The organism is Bacilli bacterium (assembly GCA_036381315.1).
GTDB lineage: Bacteria > Bacillota > Bacilli > Paenibacillales > KCTC-25726 > DASVDB01.
In genome coordinates, this window is record DASVDB010000059.1 from 1 (window position 1) to 18,155 (window position 18,155).

Below are 18,155 nucleotides of genomic sequence, written 5' to 3' on the forward strand. Positions count from 1 at the left end.
AGCATGCAGGACAATTTTCCGTTTGCGGCGTAAAACTGAAACACAAAGTGGCACGGCGGCAACGCCATTTTGTCGATATCCGCCGGATTCCACGCGGTTACGAGATGGCGGCGGGAATCGGGATTTTGCTTGATCGCCTCGATTACGCGGCTGATTTGGTCGATTTTCCGCCCGTCCGGCGCTTCCCAGGCGCGCCATTGTTTTCCGTATACCGGGCCGAGATCGCCGTTTTCGTCCGCCCATTCGTCCCAAATTGTCACGTTGTGGTCGTGCAAATACTGAATGTTCGTATCGCCGCGCAAAAACCACAACATTTCGTGGAAGATGGAACGGACATGCATTTTTTTCGTCGTCAACAGCGGAAAGCCTTTGGCCAGGTCAAACCGCATTTGCCTGCCGAATACGGAAAGCGTGCCGGTGCCGGTGCGGTCCTCTTTTTTTGTCCCGTTTTCCAAAATATCCTGCAAAAGATCCAGATACGCTCTCATCCCATCACCCGTTAATTATTGTAAAATGAATTTGCGCTTACCGAAATACCGCAAACGACTGCAACACGACGTCCACAAGCGACGCGATATCCGCTATTTGCCGCTCGTCGATTTTGCGGGCAAAATCAAGCTCGATCGTATTGAAGTATACTCTTTTTCCGGTCGGATTATATGTAAAAGAGACGGTTTGCTTAATCGTCGGCCGCTCTTGCCAAATGGCGTTAAGCCCCTCTTCGATGCGCCGGCAATCCGCCTCCACATCCTGAATTTCAGCGAGAAAACGTACCGTAAGCCGGCAGCCCGGCTCCGTATCGGCAATCGCCAGCATCTCCGCCGCCAAATCCGCCATATCGGCAAAGAGCTGTATTTCCGCCCGCACTTTGGCGTCCGCGGAAGCGGCAAATTGAATCGCATAGTTGCGGGCCATAACGGCGCTGTCGAGCATGTCTGAGCGGCTTGTTACGACAATGCTGCCGGCCAGATCGAGATCGTAAACCGCGCCTTCCAGCACGACTTTCAAATTGTCAAAAACGGTCGGGTCAAACATTGCGTCACTGAAGCGCTTCTTGCAAATGCGCGGCTGTCACCTTACGATGCGATGCGTTCCAAACGGCTTTTTGCCGGTCAATCAAAATCGCCTGCGGCGATTCGTGCTTGATCTGCAAATCTTCCGCTATTTTATTCGACACCGGCCGCGACTGAATGACTTTAACCAACAGATAATCAACGTCTTCGCGCGGATGATCGCTTAAATAACGCTCATATTCCTTAAAAGCGCCGGCGCTGATTTCACAACGTGTGCTATGTTTCAGAACAACGGCGGGACGTTCCTCGCTGTGCGCCAATACTTCTTCCCACTCGTCGATCGTTGTAATTTCTCGCCATTTCTTCATGCCAAATCCCTTCCTTTAGCTGAAATCTAAAACAATTTTATCATTTTCGCGTTTTAAGCGCCATCCCGCGTTTTATCCGGTTGTCCTTACGCTTTGCCATTGCCGCAACCGGCGGCGCGCAGCGGTTGCAGCGCAATTCCCCATGGAGTATAGTATTGTTCGGAAATGAGCGGAAAACGTCCGTATTTTTTCGCCAAAAGACGAAATTCGCCGGGTGCCAATTGGTACAACAGCAGTTTTTTCAGATGGTTTTGGCATAATAGAAGCTGCATGTCATCGGCAAATAAAACGCCATTTCGCCCGCATATCTCGCACTCTTTGCGGGCAAACATGCTTTTTAACGGACGCATTTCAGCCAAGCTAACTTCTCCGGCGGCGTACTGGATACGATGGCTGGCGCATAACAGCAGCAGAAAATGGCCGTCATCAACGATCGCGAGCTTGTCCGCCCCGCCAATACGACACGCTGCGTGGCTGCAATGGTACACCGGCAATTCGCCTCCTCCGGTTTTTTTCCTATAATACATTAGCCAAGCCGCAAAATCTGTCGCAGTGTGTCCCGATAAAAAAACCGCCCCGAAAAAGGGGCAAGTTATCCGGGGCATATTTACTGGCACGGTTCGTCCCCGCTGAATATGATGCTGATACAGGCAAGCGTTATACGACGAAACGCGAGCGCAGGATAATCACCAACAAGATAAACAACACCAGCACCATCGCCGTATTGGTAAAGCCGACAGGGACGTGGCATACGACCGGCGCGGCGGCAACGGGGGCAGACACGTTGACATGATGATGCACATGCGCCGGTTCAACCGCCATCGGCTTATGAACGTGGATGGGCTGGACGTTTGGCATGTAAATATTAGGGCTTACATATTCCATATCAAGCACCTCCTTAGATTGATACACCATCAGTCTATGGGGGGCTACCTACGAATTACACGGCGATAACCTAGCGTGTAAAAAATGGATGTTTACACCAATCCTTCGTCTGCTCCGGGAAATTGTTCCGGATTCATTGCGGTATTTTCCGCGGCGAAACCGGCAAGTTCCAAATTCGCCTGCCAATTGTGCAAAAAATGTGCTTGAAATCACGTTTATCCAATTCTTTTATGCTATTATAAAAATGCGTAAAATAAATAATGAAGGAATGCATATATTTTGCAGATACGGAGGATTGTCCCATGTGGTATCAATTGCTGGTGTTCTTTCATGTGCTGAGTGTGATGCTGGCGCTCGGGCCGTTTTTTCTATTGATTCCACTTTTGCGCAAAATGAGGGTGGCTCAGTCAGAACAACTAATGCCGTATATTTCAACTTTTCGTTTAGCCGTGCAGTTCTCCAGACATGGCGGCCATTTGCTCGTTTTAACCGGCGTCTTGCTCATTGCGTTTGGTCCGTGGACATGGAAAACATCATGGGTGATCGTGACGGTTTTGATCATGTTCAGCTCGCTTTACTTCTTTGCCCGCGCTTTCTCCCCTATCTTAAAGGCGCTGCAGGAGCCCGGCCATGACAGAAAGAAATTGGTCGCCAAATTGCGCAATGCTTTATACGGCTATATATTCATCATGTTGCTAATGATGTGGATTATGAAAAGCAAACCGGTGTTTTGGTAGGCATGCCGTTTAACCGGCTTAACTGGCTTAACCGGCGACAATAATCGAAAATATTCAGCAAATTTTAGTTGGGATGAAACGTTTTGCTGCCGCCGATTGTCTATATTAATAGATAATCAAGTTTGGGGGGACGCAAGATGTTTGAACCATTGATTCGCCAAAAGCTTGTTGTCCAAATCTTCGATGCGGGCAACAAGCTTTTGGCAACCGGCGTGATAACCGGAATCAATGAACAAAAAGGTTTTTTGAAACTAAACCGCAAATTGCTGTTTCCGCTTCGCATCGTTGCAAAAATACAAATATTGTCCGATAGATTGGCTGAACAGAAAAGCGCAGCGCTTTAACGGTATTGCCGGTATGCCTTTGCCTCGCGCCAGCGCACACTCGCGGAAGGGAGCTTACGCCTTGAACACCAGTTCTGCCTTAACAATCCGAATCACATCACCGGCGTGCAGCGTATAGGATTTGTAAGGCAGCAACTTTTCCCCGTTCAGGAAGCTCCCGTTGACTGAACCCAAATCTTTTACCGCATACGTTTGCCCCACCCGCTCAATTTCGCAGTGTGCTCTGGATATTCCAACAGAATCCAGCACGATCCCGGCGGAATCGCCTCGACCGATCAAAATCCGTTGCTTGAACAATTCATATGTAATGCTTTTCCCATCAAGCCGCAACTCCAATTTCGCCCCTTGTCGCCCGGCGGAAACCGCTTGCCCGGATCCCAGAAAAACGGTTGCCGGAGACGCCGGCGCAGATTTAAGCGGCTGACTGTCCAACGCGTCCGCCTGCCGCCGGCTTTTTTGCGCCCGCTTGAATAGCGGAGCATGCTTTAAAGCCAGATATCCGGCTTCGCCCGCAAGCAACGACACTCCCAGCGCGATATAAACTTTCGCTTCCGACGGCTCCGCAAGCGCCCAAATCCAGCTGAGCGCCGCCAATGCGAGCGGAATCGCGGCTAACGCCCATTTGCGCCGGATATTGGCGCCCTGTTCTATCTGTTTCCGTTCGGTTTCCCTGGGCAAATTTCGTTCTGCGATAGGCATAACGGACGCGCGGTCGACCATGGTGCGCAGCAGCGCACGAAATTCCGCCAACTGAAAAGAATCGCCGTTCAGCGCCTTCATGATCTCCTGGACGCCGTCGCCGTGCAATTCATCAACACTGGCCACCAAACCGGCAGCCAGCTGGCTCAGCCGTTCTTGCAGCGATTCCCGAAATACCGGGGATTTCATCGGCAAATAAACCAACCGTATATCCGTATAATCCCGATCCGTAAAAATGAGGTCGCCGCGCAAGCAGACATTGCCCTCATCCAACATATAGTTGCCGCATTCCGCAACGGCGCGGACGATTGCATACAAGACGCAGAAATATTGGCGAATCGTCAGGCGTTCATTTTTCAGCCGTTGCGCCAAAATCCGCTTGCCGGAGAAATGGTAATAAAACGTATACACAAAATCGCGTTCCTCCGCCGTTACGGGCAAAAAGCCGGGAATCTCGTTATAGTTGAGCATTTTGATCTGGATCGGCGAAACGTCGCTCTCCGTAATCCCCCTTTTCCCACGGACGGCAAGCGTCAAACCGGAGCGATCCGTAAAATCTACGGAAAATTGCGCAAACATTCAAATCCCTCCCAAGTAAATGACGGCGGCCGGAAGCACGGCCAACATGAACGGGAACTTGACCATCTCTTTCTTGCTTGCCGGCAACGAAATGTTGCCTTCGCGCAGCACAAAAATGCGGGCAGCCAACCAAATAAGCGCGCGAATGCGATCGGCGAACAATTTACGGGCTGACAAAATCACGATGCCAATGACGCCGGCGACCATAAGCGACATGACCAGGATATGCGCGACCGAAGCCGCGCCGGAAATGGCGCCGATTGCCGCAAACAGCTTAACGTCTCCCGCGCCCACGGCGCGAAGCGCATACAGGATAACAAGCAGCGCAAATCCGACAAGCATCCCGGCAACGGCAAACCATAGCCCCGCCCATGCCCGCGCCGTAACATTCAAGAGCAGCCCGACGCCGGCAAATCCGAGCGTCAAAACATTGGGGATCCTGTTTACGGCCATATCGAATATAAACGCGATCGCAAGCAACAGGAACAACGAGATATTGATAAGCAGCGCAACGATATTAAATCCCTCCTATCCAGGTTCGTTCTTGCGCTCTGACGCGAAAGCGCAGCACTTGACGAACAAACGGCACAGGAACGCGCCAGGCATATTCCACTTCGAGGCGAAAATCGGCGCGGCCGTCTTCCGCCAAATCGGGGATGGCAAAGTCCGTCAATGTAAAATGGCTTTGTTTGATCCATGTGTCTTTCATGCCGGGATCGGCATATTGCCAAATGAGCGGCAGAACAACAGGCTGAATGGCGCGCAAATAAGCCGCCTTGACCGATTGTTGGGCCTCTTTGCGCACCGTTTTCTCTGTCTCCAACATTTCGGCAACAGCTTCGGGAAGCCACGCCGCATAATCATCCGGGGCAGTTTCCGCCTGTTTTGCTTGCTCTTCGGCATGTTTGACGCGGTTCACAAGGTTGAGCGCCGCTTGCCCCGCTTTTGTTTGGGCGGCTTCCGCCGCAAGCAGCTTTGCGGGGTACAAATGGGTCGCGATCTGGGCCGCCGTTTCATGCACCGCCTCCGCAACAGCCGCATAGACGAGACAATATTGGATAAATGCAATGAGCGCAAGCATAAAGGCGATAAATAACGGAAGCGCAAGCGCCGCCTCGAGCGTGATGCTTGCGTCCGTCTGCCGCAATTTAGTAGGAATAAAAGATCGCGGTTTCATACTCATACCTTTTTCCATTCACCCTTCCATCGATTACGCCTGCCATCCCCAACAATTTGACGATGCCGGGTATAAACCACAGCGGCGTCGATGTTTTCGCTTTGCCCATCGCGTATGTTGCGAATTGCGTCAAGTCTTTTCCGGTATTCAACTGGATGAGCGCCATGATCCGGTGTATTTTCGCCGTTTCGCTGCCGAACAGCATGAACAGGCGCAAATATTCCGAGTAAGACAATTTAAGCTGAGGAGCGCGAACAAACAACGCCACCTCCTCGCCACGCACCAAACGCTCCGTATCCTGATACGCCTTGCCCGCTCCTTCGACAATCGCTTGCAAAACAATGAGCCATGGAGAAATCGTTGCGGTGCCCGCTTTTTTTACATCCATCAGCGCTTCGATTGTTCTGATGGCAAAACGCATACTGTAAATTTCCGCATAGACAGCGGCGTAATTTTTCTCGCAGCCGGCAAAGCCGTTCAGAATATATTCAATTTCCTGCGACTGAAGCCTATGTTTTGCCGGATCGGTCATGCCGGGCATCGGGGTGCCGGAAGCGGGCTCCAATCCGTATGTCCGGTAATTGAAATAGGAAAAGGTATATTCATTCACGAATCCGGCATCGCGAAAATCGGCCGCAATATCCAATAAAGCGTGCAAAAACGAAAACGCGCCTTTGCCGTAAGCTTTCGGATCATTGCCAAAATCCGGCGCACGCTCATCCGCCGTCCCCCCGCCGTCATCGCCTGCTAAATAGTGCTGATAATGGCCAGCCAATTGTTCATACAATTGTTTGTCGGTTTCGCCGCACGAATGCCTAACCGATTGATCCTTCGCTTTTTCCAATTCCGCTTCGGCTTCTGTTTCTTTTTGTTTCGTTTTCTTTTCTGTTTCGTTACGATTGGCTGCGCGTTTCTTCATTTCGGCCGACTTCATCTCTTGCCACGCATTGGCCAAATCCCGGCACTTGCCATTGGTTGAAAGCAGGCTTTCCGGCGACGTATCCGCCATGCCGCTTTTTACCATTTGGTAAAAGCTGCCGAACGGGGATTGCAGCGAGCCGATTTCCGAACGGTATTTGTCAAAATAAGGATCGCCCAAAATTTCCAGCGAATCGGCAATCGACAATGCGCCGCCAAGCTCCGTATCGGCTTGCTCCTTTTTCCACTTTTGCGCCTGCGCCGCAATCTTTTGATCTTCGTCCTGCGCTTGATTGATCAGGGCGAAGATTTGATTCCCTTTCTCCATCAGTTCGTTTTTATCCGTTTCCACTTGGGCGCGGATTTGCGCGCGCAATTGCTCGCGGCGGCTGAACTTCCCAAGCGTGATGCTGATTTGCGCCATTTGCGCGGCTAGCGCCTGCGCCTCTTCCGGCGATTGGGGAACAATCCGCGACAGGCTGCGCAGATTTGCTTCCAACGAACTGCGGGAAACGCCGGCTAGTTGCTCGTTCAGCGCAATGAGTTCCGCCAACAGGGCTTCGTAATGCGCGCTTAATTGATTCAGCCTAGCAACCATTCGCTGCGCTTCATCCCACGCGTCCGCCAACAAATCCTCGCGGCGATCGAAGTGCGCCTGCAGTTCGTCGCTCTCCTGCATGAACTCGTCCGCTTCCTGCGCCATTTTTTTCCCTTTGCCGAACTTGTCCGCAATATGGCGGGCAAACTCCACGGGAGCGCGGAATTTCATATTTTCCAATACTTGATCCTTAAAAATAATTTTATTTCCAAGCGTGGAGTAGGAGCGAAACTGCACGGAATCGGCTGCCAGAAAAACGCCGGTGATGTTGGCCGAAGAAGCGGCTTCGCCGGAAAGATTCGCGGCGATTTCGCTTGTTAACAGCTCGGTGCGTTCCGCATTCGTTAATCCTTCGCCAAACAAGCCGTAGGTGCGCAATTCGCGGTCATAGGCGGAAAATACCGAGCGCATGCCGGCGATTAGCGCGGTATCCGCTTCTCTTTGCGCCAAGCGGATTCTGGCGTAATCGACAAAGACAGTCACAAAAAGAAAGACAGCCGCCAGGATGATGCTCAAGTATATGGAGATCATCCCGTTTTCGCGAAAGAATAATCGCCGCAATCGCCATCACCCTGCTTCTCCATGAATCACGATAATAATGCCGTTTTTCTCCAACTTGCGGCGCAGCGGGCCGGACGGGCCAATCGTTTCATTTTTTTTGCTTTTAAAAAAATGCCAAACCGCGCCGTTAATTTTCCCTTCGCGCATTAATTCAAGGTCTTTCGCCAATTGCTTGCTTATATTGTCTTTCGTGTTTGCCTGATAGCCGTAAAACACTTCATGCGCGATGCCGTCGCGATCAAGCGCGTCGACTTCCCGCCATTTCGTGCCTGCCGCATCGGTCGGAAACTTTTTTATGATACCGCCCACCAAATGCTGCAAGTACGCTCTCGCTTCATCATGCGAGCCGAATAGTAGTTCCCGCTCTCCGGCATCGCCCGCTTCTTCCTTGGCCGCTTCCTCTTTCGCCTGGTCAAGCGCCTGATCCGTTTGCTCGCGGGCAAACCACGCCTGCGCCACCGGCGCATAATTCCGCACGAGATCGACGTTGCGGACAAATTCGGCCGGTTCGGTTACGGAGGCGTTTGCCTCGGCGGCAACTTGCCGCCACCCGAGCCAATTCGCCAAAAATTCCGGCAAATAAAACGGCTCGCTTAGACGCACGGTGATGCTGCGGTTTATCCATTGATTCATGTAAGATATTTGACCGTTGCCATTATCCGGGGTATCAACGGCGGCGCGGGACAGCTTTTTTTCGATCAGGCTTACGCCCTCGTTCATTTTTTTCGCATGGAAAAAGGTGACGGAAACAGGCTCGCAATGCCGCGCCAAACAGCCCGCCAAGCCGCTAGCGTTGTCTTCCAGCTGCCGCCAATACAAACCGTCCCGGTTTCCCGGATTGTACGCGCCGGTGTGCAGCGACTTGTAGCTGTTGTCCCACGTATAAGCGAGCCGGCTTGCGGTTTGCGAGGCGGAAAAGTACATCATCGCCTGCTTGTACAAGATTAGGCAAAAAAACAAAACGGCGATGATGGCGATCATAACGGTCGGAAAAATAAGCGAACTTTCCAGCGTAAAGCTGGCCTGCTCGCCCTGCCACCATGTTCGCAAAAAAGCCTTGCCGCGTGCGACCGTCATTCCGATGGCGAAGGCGCCGGCGAATTCGTAAGATCATTCAGAAAATCGCCGTCGTTCAAATTTTGCGCCGATCCGTCCAGAAGCTTATGGATCCAAGTAAGTATCCACTTGCGAAAAATTATGGCGACCACGACAATGACCGCAATAATCAAAATAATTTCCAGCGTCCCCGCGCCATCCTCGCTCTTCCAAAGCGTGCGTGCTTTTTGTTTTAGCTTGTTCATACCGCTTCCTCCCAAAATTTATTCTTTCAAAAGCATCAATGCCGGCGCAGCGACAACCATCATGACCGCCAAAAAGATAAACAAAAGCGGAAACACCATTTTGGCCGAAGCCTCCGCGCCCAGCGACCTGGCCACGTTTTTCCGTTTTTCCCAGCACTCCCGCGCCATTTCTTTCAGCCTGCCGGCCAACTCGTCGCCGCCGCGGCGATAGTTCATCACCATGGCCATCGCAAACGCCGTTACCTCATGCACGCCGCAGCGGCGCGCAAATTGTTCCATTACATGCGGGAAGGGAAATTGATTAGCCAGTTCTTTTTTAACCTGCACCAGTTCTTGAAACAGCCTGCTGTCCGGCTTGCGCCGCGCTAGCTCGGCACAGCGGATTAGCGCATGTTGGGGCTGTTCTCCGGCATTTACAAGCAGCACCAACGTAGTCAGCATTTCCGGAAGATCAATGAGCATCGAGCGTTTGATCGCTTTTGCTTTGGCGCCAAGTTCCCGCCATAATAAAACCGGCAGCACCAGCAAAAACACCAAGCTAGTCTGGCTCAATTCGCCTGATTCGAAAAGCGCGGCGAGTCCCAACATCATCCAGTGCGCAAGAATTGACCATGCGGCCACTTGCGCGATAAACAAATTCAGCATCATGCCCGCTTCCTGGTGGCGGCAGCGATAAACCGTCAACAAATGCGGGATTATTCTCGCGCTCAGAGACGGATATCGCTTCAGCGGCTCCCATTTTTGCAGCAAATACAAATACGGCACCGAAAGCGCAGCCAGGCGGAAACGCTTTTTCTGCTCCGCCGCCAACGCCCTGACGTTTGCCGGAGCCAGGATGAACAATACGAGATACACCGCGGTTTCCACCGCCAACAAAACCGTTGGTTCATGCATCGTTTCGTTCACACCTTGACGTTCATAATGGTTCTTGCCAGCCAAACGCAACACGCCAAAATCAACAGCGCCGTCGTCATGATGATGCGGCCGGCGCCGGCGTATAGCGGCGCCGCGTAATCGGGCGATCCGTAGCAAATGGCCGCGATAACCGCAAACGGCACGACCGAAAGCGCATTTGCCTCAAACTTTTTTTGCGCTACCATGACGGCGATTTCCTGTTGAATTTCGATTTTGTCACCGATGATATGGGATGTTCTGCGGATTACCTCGGACAAGTCCCCGCCCGACCGCTTGCAGCTCGCAAACACCTCGGCAAAATTCGTGATGTCGTCGATATGCGCCAGTTCGCTGAATTCCCGCATCGCTTGCTCGATCGGGACGCCATTTTCGATTTTGCGGCGAATGGCCGTAAGTTCGCCAATCATAACCGATTGCCCGCCGCCATACAGCATGCTCAAATCCGTTATGGCGTCCGCAAGCGAATTTTCCACCGATTTGCCCGCGCCTAATGAAGTTGCGAGCGAATAAAGCGCCATCTTGAATTGCACAAGCAAATCCCGTTTTCGCTTGTCGATGACCGCCCGCTTGCACAGCCGCGGCGCCAGCAAGCCGCACAATGCCAGCAATCCTGCCGCAACGCCGTTTTTGTAAAACAGCATGCCGATAACGAAACAGGCGGCGCAGGCCAGGATCGCTACCGGCAGCTGATCGCGCAAGGAATAACGATGCAGCTTTTCGATGCTTGGCGGCGGCAAGGCGCTTTTCGGCAACTTTCGCCGTTTCTCCGCCAACATCCATACCATGAAGGCGCCAACCCCAGCGGCTATAGCCCACAAAATCTCCATCATGCGTCTCCTCCTTTTGCCCGCAACGGAAGCGGCAGATCGTGATCGGCAAAGCCCCCCATCACCAGTTTCAAGCGGCGCTGCAAGCGATTGCCCGTTGCGGCCAATTGCCCGATTACGGCTCCATCTTCCGTTTCGCCTTGTTCTTGAAAACGGTAGAGCGGATTCAGCTCGATTTCCCCGTTTGCAAACCTCACCAGCTCGCAAATCTCCATTACTTTTCGGCTGCGATCCCGCAAGCGCGACAGATGCACCATAATTTCCACCGCGGAGCTGATTTGCCGGCGAATGACTTCCACAGGCAAATTGGCGCCGCTATAGACCATCGTTTCGATGCGGCTTAACATATCCTCCACCGAATTCGCATGCCCGGTCGAAATGCTGCCATCGTGCCCGGTGTTCATCGCCTGCAGCATGTCCAAAGCTTCAGCGCCGCGCACCTCGCCAACAATTATGCGATTGGGCCGCATGCGGAGAGACGCGCGAATCAACTCGCGAATCGTCACATTTCCTTTTCCTTCCGAATTCGCATTGCGCGTCTCCATTTTGACCAGATTCGGCACGGCGGTAATGTTCAGTTCGGCCGAATCTTCGATCGTAATAATCCGCTCGCCTTGCGGGATGCATTCGGCCAGCGCATTCAACAAAGTCGTTTTGCCGGAACCGGTCCCGCCGCTGATGAAGATGTTGTAGCCGGCCCGCACGAGCAATTCCAGCACTTGCCCTGTTTCTTCCGATAACGTTCCTTTCGCTTGCAATTCCGCCAGCGTAAGCGGGCGCTCGGGAAATTTGCGGATGGTGAGCGTCGGGCCTTTCAGGGCAATCGGCGGCAGCACTACATGCACCCGGGAGCCGTCTTGCAATCTGGCGTCGACGATTGGCGACGCTTCGTTGACCGCGCGGTTCACTTTGCCCACGATTAACTGGATGATATCTTCGAGCTTCTCCCTGCTTTCGAATGCAGCGGGGTATTTGTGGATTTCCCCCGCTTTTTCGTAAAAGATTTCATCAAAATTGTTGACCATGATCTCCGTTACCGTTTTGTCGTCGACCAGCGCTTGCAACACATCGAGTCCGCGGAACGAGTTAAATAACCTTTCGGTCAATTGCCGCTTTTGCTCATAAGGGATATAATTCGCGGCCGATTGGGACAAAACGGCTTCCTCGATCCATTCGCGCAGGCGTTCATCGGGCAAGTCGTCGGCGTGTTTCAACCGCTCCCGCAATTGGTCGCGCAGTTTGCCATACACCTCATCCATTGTGGCTCTGCCCCTCCTGTGCGTTTAGAACCGCGCGTTCCAGCGCGCGCAAATCGTTATCCGGAAACGCAAGCGGCTCGCCGCTTGGGGGCGTAACCGCACCGGGCGCGCGTTCCATTTCCGGCAATATGCATGGAAACGGCATTTTTCCTGGCAAGCTTATTTGCGGCGTGGCATCGTCCCGCTCCCCTCCTTTGGACCGGTTCAGCACAAACCGGATTTTGGCGAACGCAGCCTCCATCTCCCCACCGGTGCGGAATAACTGCCGCAGTTGTTTTTCCGTTTTCCAGACGGATTGCGGATCGGGCGTCAGAAGCCAAACGACGCAATCTGCCGTTTTTAACGCGGCCTGCAGCGCCTGATGAAAAGCGCCGTCAATATCCGCCACCAAAAAATCCGTCGCGTTTGCGCCGGCGATCTGTTTAAAAAGGCAGCTTATATCATCTTCGTTCGCCTCCAGCCATTCATCGGAATGTTCGGGCGGGATGATTGCCTCGAAGCCAAACTCCGGGTGCCTGATTTTGCGTTTTTCGATGATCTGATGCAACTGTGGATTTTGTTCCTTCAGATGATAAACCAGTTCTGACGGCTCATGATGCGGCGAACTATTCATGATCACGGGGACGGCATGATGAAGTTCCATATTCAAATAAACAGCGCGCAAATGTTGCCGGGCAAACGACCTTGCGAGGTTAAACGCAACCGTAGTTTTGCCGCTGCCGCCCGACGGCGAATAAACCGCGACGATTTTTCCTTTACCCTTTCCTCCTTCCGCATCTTTCAACGTGTTTTCCGCGACCATTTCCAAAAGGTGCGTAAGCAGTTGACGCAGCGGACGATATTTGGCCACAGCCGGGACGTCCGCATGTTGCCGCATACGCTCGTTGTCCAAAAGCAGCACCAGGCGCCCGCACGCGGATTCCGCATCGCTGTCGATTACCATCTCCGGCGCGACAAGCAGCAGATCGGCAGTCTCGCCGCTTAAAATAAACTGCCGGTACAAATGTTCGTCGGTAAAACATTTAAGCGTAACTTTGTCCATGTACTCGGACGTGCGGACAAACCGCCCAAATGATGACAAATACGCCGCATCCCGGTCGCATACGACCAGTTTCACCCTGCCCACAAACACGCCCCCTCGCGCTAATCGCTGAGCAATCTGGCTATACCGCTAACAATCAGCACCATTGCCGTTACAAAAACCGCCAGAAGCCACTTTTTCTCCATATTTGCAAAGTTCATCGCCCGCACCTTCCAAATAAAAACCGCGGCATTAGCCCAAACAGGCTAAAACCGCGGTGCTTCCGCTTTTTGGATATGCAAATTATGGTATACACACTATTATTATAACGGTGATTGCACAATTTGGCAATACCCGTTTTTAACGCCTTTGTTTAAATGCCAGCCAGCCCTTTTTCCGGCGCGATTTGCCGGCAAATGCTCCCGGCGCGAGCAAATCCACAAGCGGCGCGATTCCATGATCAAGCTTCTCCGCAATATGCGGCTGATCGTGCGGCAGCATGCCTTTGCGCATCGGCGCAAACAGTTCTCTTAGCGGTATTTCCGGAATCGAACAAAGCGGCGGAAACGGCAGAGACGCGATCCATTCCCGCCGGAAGCGGAAATCGACATCCCGGTTGGCCGCAATGAAGATGTTTTGTCCGTTCCATTTTTCCCGATTTATGAGCGCCAAATGTTCTCTGGTGTCGTTCCGGTTCATTTTCCCGGGCACAGGCTCCGCGGCAAACACGACCGCTTCCGCAAATGCGAACAGTTCTTTTACCGCAGGCTTGCGCCAATGGTGGGACACATCGACGAGCAAAATCGGGGCGGCTATGCCATACAGCAGCATAAGCATGTGCTTGTCGGTCCATTCTTCCGCAAAGCCGGCCGGATTGGCCGGGTACCAATCCGTTCCGCCGTTTCGCCAATGCGCATAGGCGCCTTGTTGGCCCGTAAACACATCATCCGCCAAAAAGCGATACCCTTGCGGGGCATTCGCCTCTCCCGCCAATATGTAGTACAGCTCGGGTTCATTCAGCGGCGATTCAATTACCGCATGCGCCACTTTGCAGCGATGCAAAGCCCGCGCCAACGCAACGGTCAAAAAGGTCGACCCGGCGCCGGGATAAAGGGAAGCCAACAGCACCAGCTTTTTCTTCGTTTCGGCGCCGCCGGGCAGCTTGCACGCCGCAACGGACAACCCGGCGCGCTCGCGTTCCAGTAAATTTGCGAGAAGCGCTTTTACTTCCTCGGCGGATTGCAAACGTTCAGCCGGGTCGTCCCGCAGCAGCCGGTCGACCAACGCCGTTACATCTTCTTGCAAATCGTTGCGCTCTTCGGCAATCGGCTTTCGCGCCACGCTGTAATATTGGCCTTCCGTTAACGCATAATACAGCAGCGCTCCCAGCGAATACAGGTCGGCGCGTTCGTCGCTTTGCACATGCTCGAATAATTCCGGAGCGGCGAACCCGATTGTTCCGATTTGCAGCGTATCGGCGAGATGGTCCTGTTTGAATTTGCGCGCAATGCCGAAATCGATCAGTCTTACGTTGCCGCGTTGATCGATGATGACGTTGGAAGGCTTCAGGTCGCGAAAAATGATGCGCTGTTCCGTGCCATGATGCAAATATTCCAGCAACTCGCACAACTGCCGCGCATATTCCAGCAATTCGCTTAACGGCAATTGCCATTTTCGCTTAAAGAGCAGCTGTTCCAGCGTGTCACCGGCAACATATTCCATGATCAAATAGGCTTTGCCGCTTTCGTCGGGCGGAAAATAATCGACGATATCGGGCAGGTGCGGATGGTTGAGCCGCATCAGCATTTCCGCTTCGACCTGAAAAGCGCTTTTTCCTTCCGCCGTCCAATCGGTCGCTTTCACCGCCCGCTTTTTCCCGTTCAGCCTGATATCGGCGGCCAAATAAACCGCGCCCATCCCTCCTTTGCCAAGCGGCTTCATAATGCGGTAACGGTTTCCGATCAATTCTCCCGCCTGCAATAAGCCTGAATCCTGTTCCATTTGCATCACCTCACCGGTAAAAATAAAAAAACCTTTCCGCGCGGGAAAGGCTGCTGGCAAACTGGCAAGTGCATTGTTTATCGATTGCGGTAAAATGCAGCCTGAACGCGCTACGGCATGAATTGTTTTGCCCGACCAAAAGCAATGAAACACTTTCGCCGTTCAGGTATGCTTTACCTTGATTGTTTATTATACTGGAATTTCCGAAAAAATCCAGTCTTCTTTTTCGCTGATATTTTATCATAAATATAATGTGAAAAATATTATTGCCAACAACTGAGATTTATTGTATATTTACTTTAATGTTGATCGGATAACTAGGTTATTGATTGTCCGAATCATCCATCTATTCCATTTCGAGGGAGGAATTTGCCATGTCTGATTATGCCAAGAAAGAAATTCTCGTATCCACAGATTGGGTGGAGCAGCACAAACATGACAGCAACGTGCGCCTGGTAGAAGTGGACGTCGACACGAGCGCGTACGATTCCGGGCATATTGAAGGGGCCATTGCCTGGAACTGGACAACGCAATTGAACGACCAGGTCAGAAGAGATATCTTGAGCCGGGAGCAAGTGCAGGATCTGCTCGGCAAATCGGGCATTTCCGCCGATACGACGATCGTGCTTTACGGCGACAACAATAACTGGTTTGCCGCTTACGCCTATTGGCAATTGAAAATCTTCGGGCATAACAATGCCAAATTAATGAACGGCGGACGCAAAAAGTGGGAGTTGGAAGGCCGCAAATTGGTCAAAGACGTGCCAGCCGTCCAACCGGCAGTTTACCAGGCCAAAGAGGCCGACCTTTCCATCCGCGCGCGTCAGGCGGATGTATTCGCGGCGCTGCAAAAAAGCTCGGAAGTGCTGGTGGATGTGCGTTCTCCGCAGGAATTTTCGGGCGAAGTCATCGCCCCTCCGGGCATGACCGAAACCGCGCAACGCGGCGGGCATATTCCGGGCGCCGTGAACATTCCGTGGGCCAAAGCGGTCAATGAAGACGGCACCTTCAAGCTTCCCGACGATTTGCGGAAGTTATATGCGGATTCGGGAGTAACGCCCGACAAAGAAGTCATCGCCTATTGCCGGATTGGCGAACGCTCCGCGCACACCTGGTTTGTTCTGCAAGAATTGCTTGGCTACAACAAAGTTCGCAACTACGATGGTTCCTGGACCGAATGGGGCAGCATGGTCGGCGTTCCCATCGAGCGATAAGGCGGAAATTGCAATGCAGACGCAAATCCAAGCCATCCAAGACGTAGCCATCGCCAAACAATTGTTTGCGGAAGTGTTTCAAGGCGAGAAAATAAACAAAATCCAGCTGTTTTTTCTGTCCGACGTATTAAAGCGATACCGGGAAAACGACGGATACAAAATTATCCGCACCGATACTTCCGGAAGATTGAGCAAAATTGGCGGATGGAGCCTGGACTTCGGCATTAGCGGCGAAAATGATTCCTTTATTCATGCCGCCGCGGAAACTGTTGTCGGGCGCATCCCCAAAAGCGAGCATGACCACTGGCTGTCTTATCTGGTCAGCCTGCCGGTCAGCGCCAATTATATAAAAGGGCTGGTTCGCCCGGGCTGCCTGGACGACGGTCCAATCCGCACATGGTAAGACGAAACCGTCCGGAATAAACGCCGGACGGTTCTTTCACCAAAAGTGCATTTTTGCGCCATAATCGAAAAAAACCGATCTTTAAAAAAATTAACGTGTATTTGGGAGCTATATTCACGCCCCGAAATTGACGCGGGCTGCGTTTCGCACCAAGACGCACAATCAATTCCCCGTCGTTTTGCCTTTTTACGCCTGCACTTTAATCCACGGGCGGCCGTTGGACCATTCCACCGCAACAGGCACCTGGAACGTCCGGTATAACAACTCCGCCGTCAGCGTCTCTTCCTTCGGACCGGCGGCGACGACCCGCCCTTGTTCAATCAGCGCCACATGTGTAAAGAGCGGAATAATCTCTTCGATATGGTGCGTGACATACACCAATTGCACGCCGCTGTTTTGCAGTTTGGCGATGCTGTCCAGCATGTTCTCGCGCTCGTACAAATCAAGTCCCGAGCAGGGCTCGTCCATGATGATCAACCGCGGGTTCGCCATCAGCGTGCGCGCGAGCATTACCTTTTTCCGTTCGCCTTGCGACAACGTGCCCAACGGCTGATTGCGCAAGTGGGCGAGGCGAAGCGTCGCCAATATCCGGTCGGCCTTGGTTATGACGTCATCCGGTATTTTCTGATAAATGCGCAAGTAAGCGTATTCGCCCGTCGCCACAATTTCCCATACCGGGTCATGCGCAGTGAATTTTTCAAAGAGCGATTGGCTGATATAGCCCAGGCTTTTCCGCACTTCGCGGACATCGCATTCGCCATACCGGTTGCCCAGCACCTCCACGCTCCCGCTGGACGGAAACTGATATCCGCACATCAATTCCAAAATCGTCGTTTTGCCTGAGCCGTTTTTGCCCAGAATCACCCAGTTCTCCTCGGGACGCATCGTCAAATTGACATCGTCCAAAATATGCTGTTGTTCGCGCATAAAATGAATGTGTTGCAGCCGAATCATGGCTCTCTCTCCTTGTGTAAGCGGCTTCATTGTTTGGCAGCGGCGGCTTGCGCGATTTGCGCAAGCAAATCATCCGGCACCGGATGGCAAAAAATTTGCGCGGTTGCGGGCACATGGCGCCGCAACAAATCGTACATTCGCAATCTTCCTTGCATGTTGGAACTGTGTAAATAGATTTCATCCGCAAAACGGTTGCGGTCGATCATGGCCCGCACAACATCCGTTCCATCCGGCCGGCCTGGCCCCAGATCAAAATCCAGCGATACAATATGCATGTTGTCCGCTTCCAAAATAGCCAGAAATTCTTCCAACGATCGCGCCGCCACAAATCCCGGCGGGACGCGCCGCATGTCGTCCAAAAAAACGTTGATCGCCATTCAC

At 52.6% G+C, this 18,155-nt stretch carries 22 protein-coding genes; 4 read left to right on the plus strand and 18 right to left on the minus strand.

The features are described 5' to 3' along the window. From thyA to VF260_04440, 5 genes are all read right to left on the minus strand, one after another. Positions 1–488 (minus strand): thymidylate synthase (gene thyA, locus VF260_04420; GenBank protein ID HEX7056427.1); only part of this gene is annotated, 488 nt, incomplete at its 3' end. Positions 489–525: 37 nt separating this feature from the next. Next, complete coding sequence (locus VF260_04425; protein ID HEX7056428.1) at positions 526–1,035, minus strand: hypothetical protein; 510 nt, start codon at positions 1,033–1,035, stop codon at positions 526–528. A gap of 4 nt (positions 1,036–1,039) precedes the next feature. Continuing rightward, positions 1,040–1,381 carry a bacillithiol system redox-active protein YtxJ gene (ytxJ, locus tag VF260_04430; protein ID HEX7056429.1) on the minus strand — a complete coding sequence of 114 codons (342 nt, stop codon included), beginning with the start codon at positions 1,379–1,381 and terminating at the stop codon, positions 1,040–1,042. A gap of 86 nt (positions 1,382–1,467) precedes the next feature. Continuing rightward, positions 1,468–1,869, minus strand: a complete 402-nt coding sequence (locus VF260_04435) for a hypothetical protein (protein ID HEX7056430.1) — start codon at positions 1,867–1,869, stop codon at positions 1,468–1,470. Positions 1,870–2,038: 169 nt separating this feature from the next. After that, a complete protein-coding gene (locus VF260_04440) occupies positions 2,039–2,266 on the minus strand; it encodes a hypothetical protein (GenBank protein ID HEX7056431.1) in 228 nt (75 codons plus the stop codon). A 302-nt stretch (positions 2,267–2,568) separates the two neighbouring features. Between VF260_04440 and VF260_04445 the strand changes: the two genes are divergently transcribed. Both VF260_04445 and VF260_04450 read left to right on the plus strand, forming a co-directional pair. Beyond that, positions 2,569–3,003, plus strand: a complete 435-nt coding sequence (locus tag VF260_04445) for a hypothetical protein (GenBank protein ID HEX7056432.1) — start codon at positions 2,569–2,571, stop codon at positions 3,001–3,003. A gap of 137 nt (positions 3,004–3,140) precedes the next feature. Further along, positions 3,141–3,347 (plus strand): hypothetical protein, encoded by a 207-nt coding sequence (locus VF260_04450; protein ID HEX7056433.1) that lies wholly within the window; start codon positions 3,141–3,143, stop codon positions 3,345–3,347. Between the two features lie 54 nt (positions 3,348–3,401). Here the strand turns inward: VF260_04450 and VF260_04455 are convergent, their stop codons facing one another. From VF260_04455 to VF260_04505, 11 genes are all read right to left on the minus strand, one after another. Continuing rightward, on the minus strand, positions 3,402–4,625 hold the full coding sequence (locus VF260_04455; GenBank protein ID HEX7056434.1) for a DUF6382 domain-containing protein: 1,224 nt from the start codon (positions 4,623–4,625) through the stop codon (positions 3,402–3,404). Continuing rightward, the gene (locus VF260_04460) at positions 4,626–5,114 is read right to left on the minus strand and encodes an A24 family peptidase (protein ID HEX7056435.1); all 489 of its coding nucleotides are present in this window, start codon (positions 5,112–5,114) and stop codon (positions 4,626–4,628) included. Between the two features lie 28 nt (positions 5,115–5,142). Then, positions 5,143–5,802, minus strand: coding sequence for a TadE family protein (locus VF260_04465; protein ID HEX7056436.1), 660 nt, complete (start codon positions 5,800–5,802; stop codon positions 5,143–5,145). Beyond that, entirely contained in the window at positions 5,774–7,879 is a 2,106-nt protein-coding gene (locus VF260_04470) for a hypothetical protein (protein ID HEX7056437.1), read from the minus strand. Before VF260_04470 ends, VF260_04465 begins: the two co-directional genes overlap by 29 nt. Positions 7,880–7,885: 6 nt before the next feature. Next, positions 7,886–8,929 carry a hypothetical protein gene (locus tag VF260_04475; GenBank protein HEX7056438.1) on the minus strand — a complete coding sequence of 348 codons (1,044 nt, stop codon included), beginning with the start codon at positions 8,927–8,929 and terminating at the stop codon, positions 7,886–7,888. Between the two features lie 23 nt (positions 8,930–8,952). Continuing rightward, entirely contained in the window at positions 8,953–9,180 is a 228-nt protein-coding gene (locus VF260_04480) for a Flp1 family type IVb pilin (GenBank protein ID HEX7056439.1), read from the minus strand. A gap of 18 nt (positions 9,181–9,198) precedes the next feature. Further along, on the minus strand, positions 9,199–10,074 hold the full coding sequence (locus VF260_04485; GenBank protein HEX7056440.1) for a type II secretion system F family protein: 876 nt from the start codon (positions 10,072–10,074) through the stop codon (positions 9,199–9,201). 8 nt (positions 10,075–10,082) lie between these two features. Further along, on the minus strand, positions 10,083–10,925 hold the full coding sequence (locus VF260_04490; protein ID HEX7056441.1) for a type II secretion system F family protein: 843 nt from the start codon (positions 10,923–10,925) through the stop codon (positions 10,083–10,085). Next, entirely contained in the window at positions 10,922–12,181 is a 1,260-nt protein-coding gene (locus VF260_04495; protein ID HEX7056442.1) for a CpaF family protein, read from the minus strand. The genes VF260_04490 and VF260_04495 overlap by 4 nt, the downstream gene beginning before the upstream one ends. Then, positions 12,174–13,307, minus strand: a complete 1,134-nt coding sequence (locus VF260_04500) for a hypothetical protein (protein ID HEX7056443.1) — start codon at positions 13,305–13,307, stop codon at positions 12,174–12,176. The genes VF260_04495 and VF260_04500 overlap by 8 nt, the downstream gene beginning before the upstream one ends. Before the next feature lie 255 nt (positions 13,308–13,562). Next, entirely contained in the window at positions 13,563–15,203 is a 1,641-nt protein-coding gene (locus VF260_04505; GenBank protein HEX7056444.1) for a serine/threonine-protein kinase, read from the minus strand. A 374-nt stretch (positions 15,204–15,577) separates the two neighbouring features. On the opposite strand from VF260_04505, the gene VF260_04510 reads away from it, so the two are divergent. Further along, positions 15,578–16,417 (plus strand): sulfurtransferase, encoded by an 840-nt coding sequence (locus VF260_04510; GenBank protein HEX7056445.1) that lies wholly within the window; start codon positions 15,578–15,580, stop codon positions 16,415–16,417. 13 nt (positions 16,418–16,430) lie between these two features. Further along, on the plus strand, positions 16,431–16,820 hold the full coding sequence (locus VF260_04515; GenBank protein HEX7056446.1) for a hypothetical protein: 390 nt from the start codon (positions 16,431–16,433) through the stop codon (positions 16,818–16,820). Between the two features lie 186 nt (positions 16,821–17,006). On the opposite strand, the gene VF260_04520 is transcribed toward VF260_04515, so the two are convergent. Both VF260_04520 and VF260_04525 read right to left on the minus strand, forming a co-directional pair. Continuing rightward, complete coding sequence (locus VF260_04520) at positions 17,007–17,774, minus strand: ATP-binding cassette domain-containing protein (GenBank protein HEX7056447.1); 768 nt, start codon at positions 17,772–17,774, stop codon at positions 17,007–17,009. Between the two features lie 26 nt (positions 17,775–17,800). Next, entirely contained in the window at positions 17,801–18,151 is a 351-nt protein-coding gene (locus VF260_04525; protein ID HEX7056448.1) for a cyclic-phosphate processing receiver domain-containing protein, read from the minus strand. Positions 18,152–18,155: the final 4 nt, after the last annotated feature.

Coding starts and splice junctions, on each gene's coding strand:
- VF260_04445 (HEX7056432.1), top strand. CDS start 2,569: ATGTGGTATCAATTGCTGGTGTTCTTTCATGTGCTGAGTGTGATGCTG.
- VF260_04425 (HEX7056428.1), bottom strand. CDS start 1,035: ATGTTTGACCCGACCGTTTTTGACAATTTGAAAGTCGTGCTGGAAGGC.
- VF260_04490 (HEX7056441.1), bottom strand. CDS start 10,925: ATGATGGAGATTTTGTGGGCTATAGCCGCTGGGGTTGGCGCCTTCATG.
- VF260_04465 (HEX7056436.1), bottom strand. CDS start 5,802: ATGAAACCGCGATCTTTTATTCCTACTAAATTGCGGCAGACGGACGCA.
- VF260_04520 (HEX7056447.1), bottom strand. CDS start 17,774: ATGATTCGGCTGCAACACATTCATTTTATGCGCGAACAACAGCATATT.
- VF260_04440 (HEX7056431.1), bottom strand. CDS start 2,266: ATGGAATATGTAAGCCCTAATATTTACATGCCAAACGTCCAGCCCATC.
- VF260_04485 (HEX7056440.1), bottom strand. CDS start 10,074: ATGCATGAACCAACGGTTTTGTTGGCGGTGGAAACCGCGGTGTATCTC.
- VF260_04450 (HEX7056433.1), top strand. CDS start 3,141: ATGTTTGAACCATTGATTCGCCAAAAGCTTGTTGTCCAAATCTTCGAT.
- VF260_04480 (HEX7056439.1), bottom strand. CDS start 9,180: ATGAACAAGCTAAAACAAAAAGCACGCACGCTTTGGAAGAGCGAGGAT.
- VF260_04525 (HEX7056448.1), bottom strand. CDS start 18,151: ATGGCGATCAACGTTTTTTTGGACGACATGCGGCGCGTCCCGCCGGGA.
- VF260_04515 (HEX7056446.1), top strand. CDS start 16,431: ATGCAGACGCAAATCCAAGCCATCCAAGACGTAGCCATCGCCAAACAA.
- VF260_04495 (HEX7056442.1), bottom strand. CDS start 12,181: ATGGATGAGGTGTATGGCAAACTGCGCGACCAATTGCGGGAGCGGTTG.
- VF260_04505 (HEX7056444.1), bottom strand. CDS start 15,203: ATGGAACAGGATTCAGGCTTATTGCAGGCGGGAGAATTGATCGGAAAC.
- VF260_04510 (HEX7056445.1), top strand. CDS start 15,578: ATGTCTGATTATGCCAAGAAAGAAATTCTCGTATCCACAGATTGGGTG.
- ytxJ (HEX7056429.1), bottom strand. CDS start 1,381: ATGAAGAAATGGCGAGAAATTACAACGATCGACGAGTGGGAAGAAGTA.
- VF260_04455 (HEX7056434.1), bottom strand. CDS start 4,625: ATGTTTGCGCAATTTTCCGTAGATTTTACGGATCGCTCCGGTTTGACG.